Raw genomic sequence first — 15,983 nt, forward strand, 5'->3', positions numbered from 1 at the left:
TCGAGCCGGGTGAGGCGACCGCGCGGACGCCGGAGCCCTCCCGCGCGATGGCGAGGCCGGGTCCGCGTCCCCTCGGTGAAGGGGAGTCAGCGCTTGGGCTTGTCCACCGGGCGCTCGGAGCGGTGCTCGTCGTCGGCGGGGGCCTCGCTGCCGGCGATGTCCGCCGTCGTTATCGCCTTGCTGCCGAAGCGCTCCGCAATCTTGTCCAGCGCCGCGTTCAACTTCGCGGCGCGCGGAGGCGCCGCGGGGAAGAGGCCGAGCTGCGGAGGCACCTCGTCCAACTGCACACTCACGCCGGTGAGGCGAATCGGCTTGCCCTCATGCGAGCGCTCCATCAGCTCCAGCGCCGTGCGGTAGATGGCCTGCCCGTCGTCCGTGGCCTCGCGCAGCGTGGTGCGCCGGGTGATGAGCGTGAAGTCCGCAAACTTCAGCTTGAGCTGCACCACGCGGCCCTTCACTCCCGCGCGCCGCAGCCGGCGCCCCACCCGCAGCGCCTGCGAGTGCACGTGCGTCTTCAGCGCGTCCATGCCGGTGAGGTCCTCCTCGAAGGTGTCCTCCGCGCCCACGCTCTTGGCGGCGCGGTCCGGCACCACCTCGCGCACGTCGATGCCCTGGGACAATTCCCACAGGTGCCGGCCGCTGGAGCCGAGCCGCTCCTCCAGCCACTCCGGCTCCCGCGCCGCCACGTCGCCAATGGTCCGAAGCCCGGCGAGCTTGAGCGCCTCCTCCGTCTTCGGCCCCACGCCCCACAGGCGCGACACCGGCAGTGCCGCGAGGAAGGCCACCGTCTCCTCCGGCCGCACCTCGCGCTGGCCGTTGGGCTTGGCCAGGTCCGAGGCAATCTTCGCCACGAACTTCACCGTGGCGATGCCCGCGGAGGCCGGCAGGGACAGCTCGTCCGCAATCTCCTTGCGGATGCGCCGGGCGATGTCCGCGGGCGAGCCGAACAGGCCCACCGACGCCGTCACGTCGAGGAAGGCCTCGTCGAGCGAGAGCGGCTCGATGAGGGGCGTGTAGCGCTCGAAGATGGCGAAGACCTGCTCGCTGGCCTCGGCGTACGCGGAGAAGCGCGGCTTCACCACAATCGCGTGTGGCGCGGCCTTCATGGCGCGGGCCATGGGCATGGCGCTGCGCACCCCAAAGGGACGGACCTCATAGGACGCGGCGACGACCACCCCTCGCTGTGCGTGCCCGCCGACAATGATCGGCTTGCCTCGCAGGGCCGGGTTGTCGCGCTGCTCCACGGACGCATAGAAGGCGTCCATGTCCACATGGATGATGGCTCGCATGGTGTGAGTCACTGTAGTGGGCCCCTCTGACGCTCGATGGCCGCCGACATGAAGACCCTGACCGAGTACCTGTGGTTCGAAACCAAGGAGCGGCGCGAGCTCGTCCGGCTCACCGACACGGTGGCGGGGCTGGTCCGCAAGAGCGGCATCCAGGAAGGGATGGTCCTCGTTTCGGCCATGCACATCACCGCCGGCGTCTTCGTCAACGATGACGAGTCCGGCCTCCATGAAGACATCTGGGAGTGGCTCCAGACGCTGGCGCCCTTCGGTCCCGACTACCGCCACCACCGCACCGGCGAGGACAACGGCGACGCGCACCTCAAGTCCATGCTCGTGCACCACCAGGTCATCATCCCCATCACCGCGGGGAAGCTGGACCTGGGGCCATGGCAGCAGGTGTTCTACGCCGAGTTCGACGGACAGCGCCGAAAGCGCGTCATCGTGAAGGTGATGGGCGCGTAGGGCTACACCCTGAGAGGGCGTCTCCGCGAGGAGGACGTGGAGGGTGGGACGGGGCGGACGCCCCGGCACGCCGCGACTGAGCAGGAGCCGCGGAGGAGGCTCCTGCTTCGCGCAATGCAGCGGTGTCGAATCAGTCCTGGCGCTCGCCCGGCAGCGGCAGGCCCAGGCGCTCCAGCTCCGCGCGCAGCTCCGGGGGCAGGGGGCTGCTCACGCGGAGCTGCTGCTGCGTCTGGGGATGGGGCAGGGACAGCGAGCGCGCGTGCAGGAAGAAGCGGCCCAGGCCCGGCGCCTCGCGCCCGCCGTAGAGCGTGTCCCCGACGATGGGGGCACCCACGCCGGCAAGGTGCGCACGCACCTGGTGCAGCACGCCGGTGAGGATCTGCACCTCCACGAGGCTGAAGTCCCCCGTGCGGGCCAGCACCGTGAAGCGGGACACGGCGTCACGCGCGTCGTCGGCCCCGAAGGGCGCGGGCTCCACGCGGTCCGGGTGGCGCGGGTGGTGGCGCAGGGGCACGTCGATGTCGCCCTCGTCCGCCAGCGGCCCCGTCACCAGCGCCACGTAGCGCTTGTCCACCGTGCGTCCACCGAAGGCCTCGCGCACAGTGGTCCACGCCTCGCGCGTGCGAGCCGCCACGAGCACGCCGGACGTCTCCACGTCCAGCCGGTGGCACAGCCCGCCCTCACGCGGGTCCACCGAGGCCTGCGCGCACTCGGGGTAGCGCGCCACCAGGGCGTTGGCGACCGTGCCCGTCTCGCCGGGCTGCAGGGGGTGCGAAGGCCGGCCCGCGGGCTTGTCCACGAACACCAGCGCCGCGTCCTCGTGCAGCACCACCAGCGGGAAGTCGGTGTCGGGCACGGCCTCGCGCGACTCCTCCTCCACTTCGACGGCGATGCGCTGCCCGGCCTCCAGCGTGAGGCCCTTCTTCGCGGTGCGGCCATTCACCTTCACCGCGCCGGACTCGAAGAGGCGCTTGAGGCGTGCGCGGGACAGGCCGAGCGCTTCGCCGATGAAGAGGTCCACCCGCTGGCCCGCCTTGTCGGCGTCCACGGTGAGGGAGTGCAGCTTGGGGGGATTCACTCGGAAAGGGCCTCGTAGACTTCCTCGGCCGTCTGGAACCGGTCGTCCGGCTCCTTGCGGATGAGGCGGTGGGCCACGCGCGCGAGCTGCGGGTCCCCGTGAAGATTCAGCGCCAGCACCGGTGGCGGCTCCGTCTCCAGCACCTGGCGCCAGAGCTCGTGCGGCGTCTTCGCGTCGAAGGGGGGCCGCCCGCTCAAGAGCTCATAGAGGATGACCCCGAGGCTGTACAGGTCGGAGCGTCCGTCCAGCGGCTCGCCCAGAATCTGCTCCGGCGCCATGTAGCGGTAGGTTCCCACCAGCTTGCCGGCCTCCGTAATCGCCACGTCATCCGCGAGGAACTTGGCGAGGCCGAAGTCCATCAGCCGCACCTGCCGGTCCTCGTCCACCATGATGTTGGACGGCTTGAGGTCGCGGTGCACCAGCCCGTGGCCGTGGATGTAGGCCAGCGCCTCGCACACCTGGAGCATCGCGTCCTTGAGGCGCCCCATGCGCTCGGGGCGGTTGAGCTCGTCCACGCGAACCACGTGGCCGCGGTCCTCGACTTCGGGCTTGCGGGGCGCGGGGGGCGGCGGGGCGAGGCCCTCCAGCGAGTCGTCCGAGTCGTACGCGGCCGACATGCCACCGGCCAGGCCGCCGCCCGCGAAGCTGGCGAGGTCCTCGCTGGGAGCCTCATCGGCGAAGGCGGCCAGGCCGAAGACGGCCTCGCCGCTCTCCTGGGACTCGGAGAGGCTGTCGCTGCCGGTGCCGAAGTCGTCGTCGGCGGTGCGCCGCACGGAGAGGGGGCTGCGCGGCGTGAGGCCGTTGGCGTTGGAGAGCAGGTCCTCGCCGCTCATGTCGAGGTAGTGACGGAGGGTGAGCCCCTCGATGAGTTCCATGGCGAGGTACGGCCAGCCCTGGTGGACGCCGGACTCGAAGACCTTCACGACGTTGGGGTGGGACAGGTCCGCGAGCGTGTTGAACTCGCGGGCGAGTCTGCGCGCGGCACGAGCGTCCAGCGCGGGGCCGGCTGAAAGCAGCTTCAGCGCGACCTCGTCGTTGGTTCGGCGGTCCAGGGCCCGGTAAACGGTCCCGGCCCCGCCACTGCCAAGCGTCTCCAGGACGCGGTAGGGACCAATGACCTTCGGGGGCATGGGGTGCGGGGATCCTACGGACCGCGTCGGGTCAGGGTCAAACGCGATTCGTGCCCGTTTGCCTGGAGTTGGGCAGAGCGAGCCGGGCGGGATTTCACTTTTCCATCAAACCTGGGAGAACCTGACTCCAACATGCACTCAGGGAAGTACCAGCTCGTTCGCAAGCTCGCCACGGGGGGCATGGCGGAGGTCTTTCTCGCGAAGGCCGCCGGGCCGATGGGCTTCGAGAAGACGCTCGTGCTCAAGCGCATCCTTCCGCACCTGGCGGAGGACCCGGCCTTCGTCGAGATGTTCCTCGGCGAGGCCCGGCTGGCGGCCCAGCTCGAGCACCCGAACGTGGTGCAGATCTTCGACTTCGGTGAAGCCGAGGGCAGCTTCTTCCTGGCGATGGAGCTCATCGACGGGCCCAACCTGCGCAAGTTGGTGAAGCGCGCGCAGGAGGTGCCACTGCCGCCACCCCTGTGCGCGAAGCTGGTGGCCTTCGCCGCGGAGGGGCTGGCGTACGCGCACGAGTTCCGGGACCCGGCGACGGGCGAGCCGCTGGGGCTGATCCACCGCGATGTGAGCCCGGACAACATCCTGGTGTCGCGGCAGGGTGCGGTGAAGGTGGTGGACTTCGGCATCGCCAAGGTGGCGGGGCAGGGGCACCGCACGCAGACGGGCGTGGTGAAGGGGAAGGTGGCGTACATGCCACCCGAGCAGCTCCAGACGAAGCCGCTGGACCGGCGGGTGGACGTCTATGCGCTCGGGGTGGTGCTGTACGAATTGCTCACGGGGAAGCGGCCGTTCGACGCGACGACGGACGTGAGCATGATGCAGGCGATTCTGTTCGAGCCGTTCGTTCCTGCCTCGCAGCGGCGGCCGGATTTGCCGGCGGCGCTGGTGCAGGTGCTGGAGCGGGCGCTCGCGAAGGACCGGGACAAGCGGTACCCGGACTGCCGGGCGCTGCAGGCCGATTTGGAGCGGTTCGTGATGTCCACCGGCGAGTCGGTGGGCGCGTACCAGATTGCCCAGTTCGTGGCGCAGTGGATGGCGGATGGGGGCAGTGTCCCGGTGGGCGTGACGCCGCAGGCGGTGGCGCCGCGAGTGCAGACGGGGCCGAAGCCGGCGACGGCGCCGAGGTCCATGGTGGCTCCGGTGGAGCCGCTCGTGGACTCCACGTCGCCCACGACGCCGATGCCGATTTCGATGCGCTCGGTGGTGGGGGAGGTGCCCCGGCCGACGATTGAGGAGCTTCCGGCGTTGCACTCCGATGCGGGTGCCCACGTGCGGTCGACTGTCGAGGACCTCCCGGCGCTCGGCCCCGCGCCACGTGCCACGGTCCAGGAGCGGGCGAATCCCGCGTCCGGACGGGAGCCGTCGTCTTCGCGGCCTCGAACGGAAGCGATTCCCGCGCCCGGTCTGGCCGTGGCTGGACGTCGCTCGGGCGAAGCGTGGAAGCCGCCGGAGGCCGTGGTGATGGAGGCGGTGGGGCCCGTGGCTCCGTCGGCGCCGGTGCGTGCGGAGGCTGCCGCGAAGGTCGACGCGGACGATGCGGTGCATACCCGGAGCGCGGAGTTCGCCGCGCCCCAGCCGGTGCGGAAGGACTCTCGGAAGCTCGTCGCGGTGGCCGTGGGTGGGGTGTTGCTCGCGCTGGGCGGAGCCGTCGTGCTGTTCGGCTCGAGTTCGGAGCGCGCGGTGCCGGTGTCCATCAAACCGCTGCCGGAGCAGGTGGCTCCTGTGGAGGCGGAGGCGGCTCGGGGGCCGGCGACTCCGACTCCGGAGGCTGTGGCGGCTCCTGTGGCTCCGTCCTCGGAGAACAGTGTGGCGGAGAGCGCGGCGCGGCAGCCGGTGGTGGCGGCTCCGTCGCAGATGGGCGCTCCGTCGGGGGCTTCGGAGAGCAAGCCCGTGACGGCTCCGCCTCCTATCAGCGGGGCCGCGACTCCGGTGGCTGAGCCCGTCGTGGAGAAGAAGGCGGCGACTCAGCCTCCTCCGCGTCCGCGAACGGTTTCGCGTCCTCCGGCCGTTGTCGCCAAGGGCTCGCTGGAGTTCCGCATCCGCCCGTATGCGGTCGTGTCACTCGACGGGAAGGTGCTCGGCCAGACGCCGCTCGCGGCCGTCGAGGTACCCGTGGGCAAGCACACGCTGCGGCTCGTGAACAAGGAACTGGGCAAGGACGTGACGAAGTCCTTCGAGGTGAAGGCGGACCAGCCCAACGTGTTCAAGCTCAATCTGGAAGCGGAGTAGGCGTCACGGGTACCAGGTGGGCACTGGCTGGGGAATCACGCAGGTCAGATAGGTGCCTTGCGCACTGCACTGCTGCGTACCGCCGCAGAATGACAGTCAACGCTTCATCTTCCGCGAGACGCCTCGTCGCGGAGCCACATGGCCATGCGCAGCCAGAATCCCGTTCGCCAGTCCGAGCAGGCGGTTCCGCAGACCCTCCGGCGTAAGCACTTCGAAGCCGCCGCTCACCTCACAGAGTTGGCCGACGGCGATGCTCTCACGCTCGAAATCCACGGTGACAGTCTTCAACCCAGCTCGCGTTCTCGCAGCCGCATCGAAGCGCGCATGCTCCGTCCGCGGACGTATCTGCCGCAGCTTCTCCGCCGCCTCCACGGTGAGCCGCAGAGTGACTTCAAAACTCGCCCGCTTCTCCGCGAAGCGCTTGCACCACTCCCTCCAGAACGACGACAAATCAAAGCGCGCCGGCCGGGCGAACGTTTCCGCCAGCATCCGCGCCCCCTCTACCCGTGAGCCCCGGTAGACGCGCGGCTCGCCTTCCTTTCCCGCGACGAGGTACCAGCGGTCCGCCTTGATGACGAGCGCGTACGGGTCCACCACCCGGCTGCTCTGCTTCCCGTCGAAGTCCCGGTACACCAGCGACACCCGGCGGTCCTGCCACACGGCATCCCGCAGCACGGCCAGATACGGAACAGGCTCGCGCTCGGCGAACCACGAGGACGCGTCCACATGGATCCGCTGCCGTGCGTACTCCAGCGCCGGCTGCTGGATGGCCGGCAGCGCCGCCGCGAGCTTCACCAGCCCCGTGCGCAGCGGCGCCGACAACCCCAGATCCTCCAGCGCCCCCGGCGCACCCACCGTCGCCAGTGCATGCAACTCCGCCCGGGTCATCCCGGTGAGCTGCGTGCGCCAACCTTCCAGCAGCGCCACACCGCCCTCCGCCCCGCGCAGCGCGTACACCGGCACGCCCGCGCTGGAGAGCGCCTCCACATCCCGATGAATCGTCCGCTCGGATACCTGGAGTTCACGCGCCAGCGCGCCCGCCGTCATCTTCGGGCGCGTCTGCAGCAACAACGTCAACCTCACGAGTCGGTCGGCTCTCATTCGCCACGGACTGTACGCGGGGAATCATGACAGCAGATGTCAGGATTTACCCAATAGGGTGCCCGTCAGAACGACCGGCGAACCCCGCGAATGCCTCCACCATCCCGGTCCTCAAGGAGAGCCCAGCCATGAAGCCACTCGAAGGACGCATCGCCCTCGTCGCAGGCGCCACGCGCGGGGCAGGGCGCGGCATCGCCGCCATGCTCGGAGAGGCCGGGGCCACCGTGTACTGCACCGGCCGCAGCGTCCGGGGCCAGCCTGCCTCCGGCCCCAAGCGCCCGGAGACCATCGAAGAAACCGCCGAGCTCGTCGATGCGCGCGGAGGCAAGGGCATCGCCGTCCGCGTGGACCACTCCGTGGAAGAAGAGGTCATCGCCCTCTGCGAGCGAATCCGCCGCGAGCAGGACCGGCTCGATATCCTCGTCAATGACATCTGGGGCGGCGAGAAGCTCGTCGAGTTCGGCCCGCCGTTCTGGAAGCAGTCCGCCGCGAAGGGGCAGCTCATGTTCGAGCGCGCCGTCTTCACCCACCTGCTGACGAGCCGCTACGCCGTCCCGCTCATGGTGGAGCAGGACCGCGGCCTCATCGTCGAAGTCACCGACGGCAACATCTTCGGCTACCGCGGCAGCCTCTGGTACGACCTGGTGAAGATGTCCGTCATCCGTCTGGCCTTCGGCATGTCTCGCGACCTACGCCGCACGAAAGTCACCGCGCTCGCCCTGACGCCGGGCTTCCTGCGCTCGGAGGAGATGCTCGAGGCCTTCGGCGTCACCGAGGCCAACTGGCGCGACGGCGCGAAGGTGGAGCCGGACTTCATCTGCTCGGAGTCTCCGTTCTTCGTGGGCCGCGCCGTCGCCGCGCTCGCCGCCGACCCCAACGTGGGCTCCAAGGCCGGCCGCGTCTTCGCCTCCTGGGACCTCGCGCGCGAGTACGGCTTCACCGACGTCGACGGCACCCAGCCGCACTGGGCCGAGCACTTCGAGCGCACCTACCGCACCCCGTACAAAATCGCGGACGAGGCCGCCTACGCGTCGTGGCTCGACGGCTCCATCGAGACCGTGCGGCCCAACTGGCCCGTCTACTGAGTCCGCGAGCAGGCAGGCGAGCAGAGGAGGGTCTGCCTACTCCGCCCCACATCTTGAAATCGCCTCGGCCGCTCAACCCCGTCGAGCGACCGGCCGGGGGCCCGGGGTGACGGTTGGGCCACGCGCCCGTGGACGCAACGCGGCGGCGTGGATAGGGTGCGCGGCTCATGGATCGCCCCTTGGTTTCCGCCCTCGAGCTTCAGGTGAAGGCCCGTCCCGTGCCTCGCCATGTGGGCATCATCATGGATGGCAACGGCCGCTGGGCGGAGTCCCGGGGCCTGCCCCGGCTCGAAGGCCACCGCGAGGGCAGCTCCAGTGTGCGTGAAGTCACGCGGACCGCGCGCCGCCTGGGCATCCAGGCCCTCACGCTGTACGCCTTCTCCTCGCAGAACTGGGCCCGGCCCGCCGAGGAGGTCGCCGGCCTCATGGAGCTCCTGCGCGACTACCTCGAGCGCGAGCGCCCCGAAATCCTCGACAACGGCATCCGTCTCAACGCCATTGGCGACGTGGAGAAGCTGCCCCGCTACGTGCGTGATCCACTGGACCGGCTGATCGCCGACTCCGCGCACAACACCGGCATGGTGCTGTCGCTGGCGCTGTCCTACGGCGGGCGCGAGGAAATCCTCCACGCCGCCACGCGCATGGCGGAGGCCATTGCCAAGGGTGAGCTGGCGGCCGGCCGCGTCGAGGAGAAGGACTTCGAGCAGTTTCTCTGGACGAACGGGCTGCCCCCGCTGGACCTGGTGGTGCGCACCAGCGGCGAGCTGCGCGTGTCCAACTTCCTGCTCTGGCAGGTGGCGTACGCGGAGCTGTGCTTCACGGACGCCCTGTGGCCGGACTTCCGCACCGATGAGTTCCTCCGCTGCGTGTCTCAGTATCAGCAGCGCGAGCGGCGCTTCGGACTCACTTCCGCCCAGGTGAAGCGGGAGGATCCTCCCCAGCGGGCCAAGGCGTGAACGACAAGAACCGAAACCTCGTCATCCGCGTCGTCTCGGCAGTGACGCTCCTGCCGCTGGTGCTGCTGCTCCTGTTCCTGGGAGGCATCTGGAGCGCCGGACTGCTCGCCGTGGCCGCCGCCGCCTGCGTGGGGGAGTACTACCTCATCGTCCAGAAGCGGCTGACGGTGGCCGCCTGGGTGGGGATGCTCTTCGCCGCGGCGCTGCCCTTCCTGCCGCTGAAGGACGCCGCCCGCACCGGTGAGACGGCCTTCTGGCTGACCATCGTCTTCGCGTTCTTCGCGTGGATCTACCACCTCTTCAAGGGCCCCCTCGCCGAGGCCCCCACGCGCACCGCGCACCTCGTCAACGGCTTCCTGTACGGCGCGGTGGGCCTCACCGCCCTGTCCGCCCTGCGGCTGTTGCCCGGGGACGGCCTGGCGTGGGTCATCTGTGCGCTGGTCATCACCTGGGCCAACGACACCGCCGCCTACTTCTTCGGCCGCTTCCTGGGGAAGCACAAGCTCTACCCCGAGGTGAGCCCGAACAAGACGTGGGAGGGCTTCTTCGGCGGAATGGTGGGCTCGGTGGGCGGCATGTTCATCGCCCGGGGCTTCTTCTTCCCCGTCTTCACCGTGTGGGACTGCGTGCTCCTGGGCGTGGTGGGCGGAATCCTGGGGCCCATCGGCGATTTGTGCGAGTCCATGCTCAAGCGGGCGTACGGCGTGAAGGACTCGGGGTTCCTCATCCCCGGGCACGGCGGCGTCCTGGACCGCATCGACGCGCTGTTGTTCAACGCACCCCTGGTGTTCGTCTACGTGCAATTCGTCCGCGGTCTCCTCCCGTAGCCGCGCGCGATTTCGCCCGCCCGCCTGCCTGGCAGGCCCCGTTGAGCGTTGTCCGGCCGGGCGCCCAATATTACTGTTGCGCCCATGCCTCAGCTCCAGAACGCTGGATTCTTCATCCTGCTGTTGGGCGTGCTCGTGACGGTGCACGAGCTCGGCCACTTCCTCGTGGCCAAGGCCTGTGGGGTGAAGGTCCTGAAGTTCTCCATCGGCTTCGGACCGAAGCTGATTGGCTTCACCAAGGGTGAGACGGAGTACCAGATTGCCCTGCTGCCCCTGGGCGGCTACGTGAAGATGGCGGGCGACCTGCCCCACGAGGAGCTCAGCCCGGAGGAGGCCAGCCGGGGCTTCCTGGCGCAGCCGCCCTGGAAGCGCGGGCTCATCGTCCTGGCGGGGCCGGCGTTCAACCTCATCTTCCCCATCCTCATCTACTTCTTCGTCTACCTCGGCCCGCACCAGGCCAGGTCCACCCTGGTCCGCACCGTCGTCCCCGGCCAGGCCGCCGCCGCCGCCGGCATCCGTCCTGGAGACCGGGTGCGCTCGGTGGATGGGGTCGAGACGAAGACCTTTGGCGACATGCGGGAGGTCTTCGTCGGTCGCTACGAGCGGCCCGTCCCCGTGGTGGTGGAGCGGGAGGGCAAGCAGGTCACCTTCCAGGTCACGCCGCAGAAGAAGGTGGACTCGACGCCCATCGAAACGGTCGAGCGAGGGGAGATTGGCGTGGGCGCGGACTCTCCGCCGGCCATCGTGGGCGTCGCGCGGGGCTCCGTCGCCGAGCAGGCGGGCCTGCGCACCTTCGACCGCGTCCTGTCCGTCAATGGCGTCAAGGTGGAGGACGAGGGGCAGCTCGAGCAGGCCCTGGAAAAGCTCCCCGAGGGGACGCCGCTGCAGCTCGCCGTGCGCCGGCTGGACGCGGTGGAGGCGGGGGCGGTGATGGGCCGCCTTCCGCGCGTGGTGCAGGTCACCGTGCAGAAGCAGGCGGGCGCGGGGCTGGCGGCGCTGGGTGCGGAGCGTGCGGACATGTACCTGGCCATCGTCGCCCCGGGCAGCGCGGCGGCCAGGGCCGGCATCCAGCCGGGAGACAAGGTCGTCTCCATCGATGGAGAGCCGCTCGAGTCCTTCCAGGAACTGCAGCAGAAGCTCAGCGGCCTGAAGGAGCAGCCCTTCACGCTCGTGTGGCGGGGAGCGGCCGGAGAGCGCACGGAGAAGCTGGCCCAGGCCCCGCTGCCGGTGACGGATGGGATGGGCAACCCGAGCACGTCCCTGGCGCTCGGCGTGCGCGGCTGGCTGTTGACTCCCTCGGACGTGCCCCCGGCGGATGAGGTGACGGTCTACATCGGGCCGGGCGAGGCGCTCCGCGAGGCGGCGCTCATCGTCCCGAAAATCGTCGGGCAGATGGTGAAGGTCCTCGGTGGCCTGTTCGTGGGCACGGTGCCCCTGAACACGGTGGGCGGGCCCATCATGATGTACCAGATGGCGTCCAAGACGGCCGAGCAGGGCCTGGACAGCTTCCTCAACCTGATGGCCCTCATCTCCATCAACCTGGGGGTGATGAACCTGCTGCCCATCCCCGTGCTGGACGGCTTCCACCTGCTGTCCGCCGCGTGGGAGGGCGTGCGCCGCCGCCCCATTCCGGTGCGCGTGCGCGAGGTGGCCAACATGGTCGGCCTGGCGCTGCTCATCATGCTGATGCTGCTGGCCGTCAAGAACGACATCATGCGCTAGAGGTGCCATGCGAGCTCCCGCCGTTGCCTTCGTTCTCGGGTTGAGCCTCCTCGCGGCGTGCGCACCGCGCGCCGCGAAGCCACAAACGCCGGAGACGACGGCCACGCGGCAGGAGCCGAAGTCCTCCGGCTCGCCGCGCGTGACGAAGCGCGAGCAGATGCCGCGCACGTACCTGGGCGAGGGGCTGGCGTCCTTCTACGGCCCGGGCCTGCACGGCCGGCCCACCGCCAGCGGCGAGCGCTTCAACCAGAACGCCCTCACCGCCGCGCACCGCAAGGAGCGCTTCGGCTCGTGCGTGCGCGTGGTGAACATGGAGAACGGCAAGCAGGTGGACGTGCGGGTGAATGACCGCGGGCCCTTCGTGGAGGGCCGCATCATCGACCTCTCCAAGGCGGCCGCGCAGAAGCTGGACATGCTGGACAAGGGCGTGGCGCGCGTGCGGCTGTACCGGTGCGAGACGCCCGTCTCGGAGATTCCCCGGGCGTCGTGGGCCGCGCCGGTGTAGGGAGCGGCCCCATGTTCCTCTCGCTGGACACCTCCACGCTGACGCTGTCGCTCGCCCTGGTGGAGCGCGAGCCCTCCGGCGCCCTGCGCGCCCTGGAGCACGTGGTGGTGCCCCCGCCCCAGAAGCAGAGCGAGCTGCTGCCCGGCGTGGTGGGCGAATTGCTCTCGCGGCACGGCGTGAAGCTGGCGGACTTGGAGGGGCTGGCGGTGGGGCTGGGGCCGGGCTCCTTCACGGGGCTGCGCATCGGCCTCGCCACGGTGAAGTCGCTGGCGTACGCGACGGGCCTCAAGGTGGCCGGGGCGTCGTCGCTGGCGGCGGTGGCGCTGGAGGGGCCGGAGGGCGTGCCGCTCTACTGCCTCGCGGTGGCGCGCAAGGATGACCTGTACCTGGGCGCGTACCAGCGCACGGGCACCACGGTGGAGGCGCTGGAGCCGGAGACGGCCATGTCGCCCCAGGAGGTGGCGGCGCGGCTGGCGGCCGAGCCTCGCGCGGTGGCGCTGGGCCCCGCGCTGACGGACTACCGCGCCGCGCTGCAGTCGCACGGGGTGGCGCCAGAGCGGCTGTTGGCCGGGCCGGCCTTCCCTTCCGCGGTGGAGCTGGCGCGGCTGGTGCGCTTCCCGGAGGAGCGCTCGCTGCAGGCGCTCTTCGCGCTGGAGCCGCACTACGTGCGCGCCTCCGAGCCGGAGCGCAATCCGAAGTTCCCCCCGCTGCCGGGGCCGGTGCCCACGGCGCGGTTGAAGGAAGACTGAAGCGCACGCGCGGTGCTCGCCGCGTCGTGCGCGGTGACGTAAAGGACGCGCCATGAAAAACGATTTCAGTATCGCCGTGGTGGGTGCCACCGGCGCGGTGGGCCGTGAGGTGCTGGCCGCGCTGTACGCCCAGGACGTGCCCGCCGAGCGCGTGCGCGCCTTCGGCTCGGAGCGCTCGAAGGGGCTGGAGGTGGAGTACGGCGAGGACTCGCTCGAGGTGGAGCGCGCCACGGCGGAGGCCTTCCGGGGAATCGGCGTGGTGCTGCTGGCCACCCCGGCCGAGGCATCCCGCACGCTGGCCCCGGCCGCGCAGGCAGCGGGGGCGTGGGTGGTGGATGCGAGCTCCGCCTTCCGGAGCGACGGCAACGTGCCCCTGGTGCTGCCCGGCTTCAACACCGAGGCGCTGGGCCCGGGCTTCACCTTCAAGGGCCGCGTGGTGTGTCTGCCGGGCGCCGTCACCACCGCGGTGGTGCACGTGGTGGAGCCGCTGCGCCGGGCCTTCGGCGTGGCGCGCGCGCAGGTGACGGCGATGATGGGCGTGTCCAGCGCGGGCGTGCGCGGGGTGGCGGAATTGGAGAAGCAGACGGCGGACCTCTTGTCCGGCCGCGAGCCGGAGCCCCAGGTCTTCCCCCACCGCGTGGGCTTCAACCTGGTGCCCCAGGTGGGCGGCTTCATGGTGAACTCGCCGTGGACGGAGGAAGAGGGCGGCTGGACGCTGGAGGGGGCCCGCCTGTTCTCCGCGCGCGGCGACGTGCCCGTCATCGCCGGCACCGCGGTGCAGGTGCCCACCTTCTACGGCCACGGGATTTCGCTCCACGTGCAGCTCAAGAAAGCGGGGCCCGTGGAGCAGGTGCGCGCCGCCCTCAAGACGTCGCCGGTGCTCAAGGTGCTGGACACCCCCGGCGAGCGCATCTACCCCATGCCCATGCTCGTCATGTCGGACCCCGCCGTGCACGTGGGCCGGGTGCGCGCCTTCCCCCAGGCCCCGGAGTGGGTGACGCTCTTCGCCGCCGTGGACAACGCCAGCCGGGGGGCCGCCCTCAACCTGGTGGAGGCCGGCTTCAAGCTGGCCGAGCGCCCCGCCTGACAAATTGGCAGACCGCCCCCGGCCGCCCCCTGCCTGTTTGGCGCGGGGCGGCCGTCCGCCCCGGGGGAAATGCGCCGGCACAATGGGGGTTGTGGGTGGCCTCCCGCTTGCTAGCGTGCGCGTACCCATGCGTTTCCTATTCGTTGGTCTCCTGCTCTTCGCATCGACCGCCCTGGGGCAGACCCTCTCCCTGACGGTCGACAACATCACCGATACCGCCAAGGTCATCGGGCTCAACGGCGAGGATTGCGGCGACAAGCTGCAGGTCCGCTGGACCTTGACCGGGGGCGTTGCCTGTCAGGACATGCTGCTGTGGGTCACCAAGGACAGCTCCTGTAAGGACGCGCCGGTGACAGCGACAGGGGACTATGAGCTGCCGTCGGTGGCCATCACCAGCGTCAACAACCCGGGCAACCTGTTCCGCGAGATTGAAGTCGACAAGCTGCCCGTCTTCGCGGCGACGGACGGAGGTGCGGGCACGTGCTCCACGGCAAAGGTGGAGCAGACGATGCGCGTGTGCGCTTCCGTCAAGCTGACGAACGTCAACATCTGTAGTGACACCGCCCTCCGGGTGGCGACGCCCGTGCTGGTGCGCTTCGACACCCAGCCCCCGCCCAAGCCCACCATCGACGCGGTGTCGCCCCGCGACTCCGCGCTGGGTGTCACGGTGTCGGCCGAGGCGGACTCCACCGTGGTCGTCACCGCCACCCTTCCGGACGCGGATGGAGGCACGGGGACGGTGGTGGCCACGGACGAGACGACGGCTGTCGAGGGCATCGCGAACCTGGAGGGCCTGGAGAACGGGGTGACCTACCAGGTGACCGCCAAGGCGACGGACGTCGCGGGCAACTCCACCGACTCGGACCCGTCCGAGGGCACACCCGTCAAGAGCGACGGTTTCTATGAGGCCTATATCGGCGCGGGCGGCACCGAGACGGGCGGCTGCGGCGCGGCGGGCGGAGGCCTCGCGGGTGGCGCGGTGCTGGCCGCCCTGGGGTTCTGGCTGTCGAGGAGGAAGCAGTCATGAGGCGGGCAAAGGCCCTCGGTTTCGCGGCGCTGCTGGCCGCGCTTCCGGCATGGGGACAGGATACGACTTCGTCGTTGGTGGAGGAGAAGGTGCCGGTGGGCTCGCCGCGCACGGGCGCCATCGTCCTCCGGCTGGGCGGGTACAGGCCCCTCATCGACGAGGAGGAGGCGCTCAACGGCGCCACGCCGTACAAGGACACCTTCGGTGACGCCTCGCTGCTGCTGTTCGAGGCGGAGCTGCAGCGCTTCTTCTACCAGGGCATCGGCACGGCGGGCTTGAGCCTGTCCGCCGGCTACGGGGAGAAGTACGCGGCGGCGAGGCTGTCCGACGGTAGCAAGGCCGGGGAGCAGACGGCGCTGCGGGTGATTCCGCTGGGCTTCAACCTCTTCTACAAGTTCGACTATGCGGCCTTCGAGTGGGGCATCCCCCTGGTGCCGTACGGCAAGCTGGGCCTCATCTACACGCCGTGGTGGATTACCAAGGGCAGCGGCACCGAGGTGGTGGGCGGCAACCAGGGCTCCGGCGGCAAGTGGGGCTGGGGCGCCACCGCCGGCGTGGCCTTCATGCTCGACGTGCTGGAGCCGCGTTTCGCGCGCGACTTCGACTCGGACCTGGGGGTGAACCACTCCTACCTGTTCGCCGAGTACATCTACGCGGATGTGAACGATTTCGGCGGGGGCGGGCTCAACCTGTCCAGCCGGCGCTGGATGTTCGGACTGGCGCTGGACTACTAAGCGGC

At 70.1% G+C, this 15,983-nt stretch carries 15 protein-coding genes; 11 read left to right on the plus strand and 4 right to left on the minus strand.

The features are described from left to right. Nucleotides 1–86 precede the first annotated feature (86 nt). On the minus strand, nt 87–1,289 hold the full coding sequence (gene dinB, locus G4D86_RS26470; RefSeq protein WP_163996820.1) for a DNA polymerase IV: 1,203 nt from the start codon (nt 1,287–1,289) through the stop codon (nt 87–89). A 48-nt stretch (nt 1,290–1,337) separates the two neighbouring features. On the opposite strand from dinB, the gene G4D86_RS26475 reads away from it, so the two are divergent. After that, nucleotides 1,338–1,751 (plus strand): secondary thiamine-phosphate synthase enzyme YjbQ, encoded by a 414-nt coding sequence (locus G4D86_RS26475; protein WP_163996821.1) that lies wholly within the window; start codon nt 1,338–1,340, stop codon nt 1,749–1,751. A gap of 130 nt (nt 1,752–1,881) precedes the next feature. On the opposite strand, the gene G4D86_RS26480 is transcribed toward G4D86_RS26475, so the two are convergent. Next, entirely contained in the window at nt 1,882–2,829 is a 948-nt protein-coding gene (locus tag G4D86_RS26480) for an RluA family pseudouridine synthase (protein WP_163996822.1), read from the minus strand. Continuing rightward, complete coding sequence (locus G4D86_RS26485; protein ID WP_163996823.1) at nt 2,826–3,959, minus strand: serine/threonine-protein kinase; 1,134 nt, start codon at nt 3,957–3,959, stop codon at nt 2,826–2,828. The genes G4D86_RS26480 and G4D86_RS26485 overlap by 4 nt, the downstream gene beginning before the upstream one ends. Nucleotides 3,960–4,091: 132 nt before the next feature. Between G4D86_RS26485 and G4D86_RS26490 the strand changes: the two genes are divergently transcribed. After that, nucleotides 4,092–6,185, plus strand: coding sequence for a serine/threonine-protein kinase (locus G4D86_RS26490; RefSeq protein ID WP_163996824.1), 2,094 nt, complete (start codon nt 4,092–4,094; stop codon nt 6,183–6,185). A gap of 96 nt (nt 6,186–6,281) precedes the next feature. Here the strand turns inward: G4D86_RS26490 and G4D86_RS26495 are convergent, their stop codons facing one another. Next, on the minus strand, nt 6,282–7,286 hold the full coding sequence (locus G4D86_RS26495; protein WP_163996825.1) for a helix-turn-helix transcriptional regulator: 1,005 nt from the start codon (nt 7,284–7,286) through the stop codon (nt 6,282–6,284). Between the two features lie 128 nt (nt 7,287–7,414). Here G4D86_RS26495 and G4D86_RS26500 point away from each other — a divergent pair, with 128 nt between their 5' ends. From G4D86_RS26500 to G4D86_RS26540, 9 genes are all read left to right on the plus strand, one after another. Continuing rightward, a complete protein-coding gene (locus G4D86_RS26500) occupies nt 7,415–8,371 on the plus strand; it encodes an SDR family oxidoreductase (protein WP_163996826.1) in 957 nt (318 codons plus the stop codon). A gap of 167 nt (nt 8,372–8,538) precedes the next feature. Beyond that, on the plus strand, nt 8,539–9,327 hold the full coding sequence (locus tag G4D86_RS26505; protein WP_163996827.1) for an isoprenyl transferase: 789 nt from the start codon (nt 8,539–8,541) through the stop codon (nt 9,325–9,327). Beyond that, on the plus strand, nt 9,324–10,154 hold the full coding sequence (locus G4D86_RS26510) for a phosphatidate cytidylyltransferase (RefSeq protein WP_163996828.1): 831 nt from the start codon (nt 9,324–9,326) through the stop codon (nt 10,152–10,154). The genes G4D86_RS26505 and G4D86_RS26510 overlap by 4 nt, the downstream gene beginning before the upstream one ends. A gap of 84 nt (nt 10,155–10,238) precedes the next feature. Beyond that, the gene (rseP, locus tag G4D86_RS26515; protein WP_205519744.1) at nt 10,239–11,876 is read left to right on the plus strand and encodes an RIP metalloprotease RseP; all 1,638 of its coding nucleotides are present in this window, start codon (nt 10,239–10,241) and stop codon (nt 11,874–11,876) included. 7 nt (nt 11,877–11,883) lie between these two features. Beyond that, the gene (locus G4D86_RS26520) at nt 11,884–12,381 is read left to right on the plus strand and encodes a septal ring lytic transglycosylase RlpA family protein (RefSeq protein WP_163996830.1); all 498 of its coding nucleotides are present in this window, start codon (nt 11,884–11,886) and stop codon (nt 12,379–12,381) included. A gap of 11 nt (nt 12,382–12,392) precedes the next feature. Beyond that, entirely contained in the window at nt 12,393–13,130 is a 738-nt protein-coding gene (tsaB, locus tag G4D86_RS26525) for a tRNA (adenosine(37)-N6)-threonylcarbamoyltransferase complex dimerization subunit type 1 TsaB (RefSeq protein ID WP_163996831.1), read from the plus strand. 52 nt (nt 13,131–13,182) lie between these two features. Continuing rightward, nucleotides 13,183–14,217, plus strand: a complete 1,035-nt coding sequence (locus G4D86_RS26530) for an aspartate-semialdehyde dehydrogenase (protein WP_163996832.1) — start codon at nt 13,183–13,185, stop codon at nt 14,215–14,217. 127 nt (nt 14,218–14,344) lie between these two features. Continuing rightward, nucleotides 14,345–15,244 carry an MXAN_2561 family MXYO-CTERM-anchored protein gene (locus tag G4D86_RS26535; protein WP_163996833.1) on the plus strand — a complete coding sequence of 300 codons (900 nt, stop codon included), beginning with the start codon at nt 14,345–14,347 and terminating at the stop codon, nt 15,242–15,244. Next, the gene (locus tag G4D86_RS26540) at nt 15,241–15,978 is read left to right on the plus strand and encodes an MXAN_2562 family outer membrane beta-barrel protein (RefSeq protein ID WP_163996834.1); all 738 of its coding nucleotides are present in this window, start codon (nt 15,241–15,243) and stop codon (nt 15,976–15,978) included. The genes G4D86_RS26535 and G4D86_RS26540 overlap by 4 nt, the downstream gene beginning before the upstream one ends. Nucleotides 15,979–15,983: the final 5 nt, after the last annotated feature.

The organism is Pyxidicoccus caerfyrddinensis, assembly GCF_010894405.1.
Classification (GTDB): domain Bacteria; phylum Myxococcota; class Myxococcia; order Myxococcales; family Myxococcaceae; genus Myxococcus; species Myxococcus caerfyrddinensis.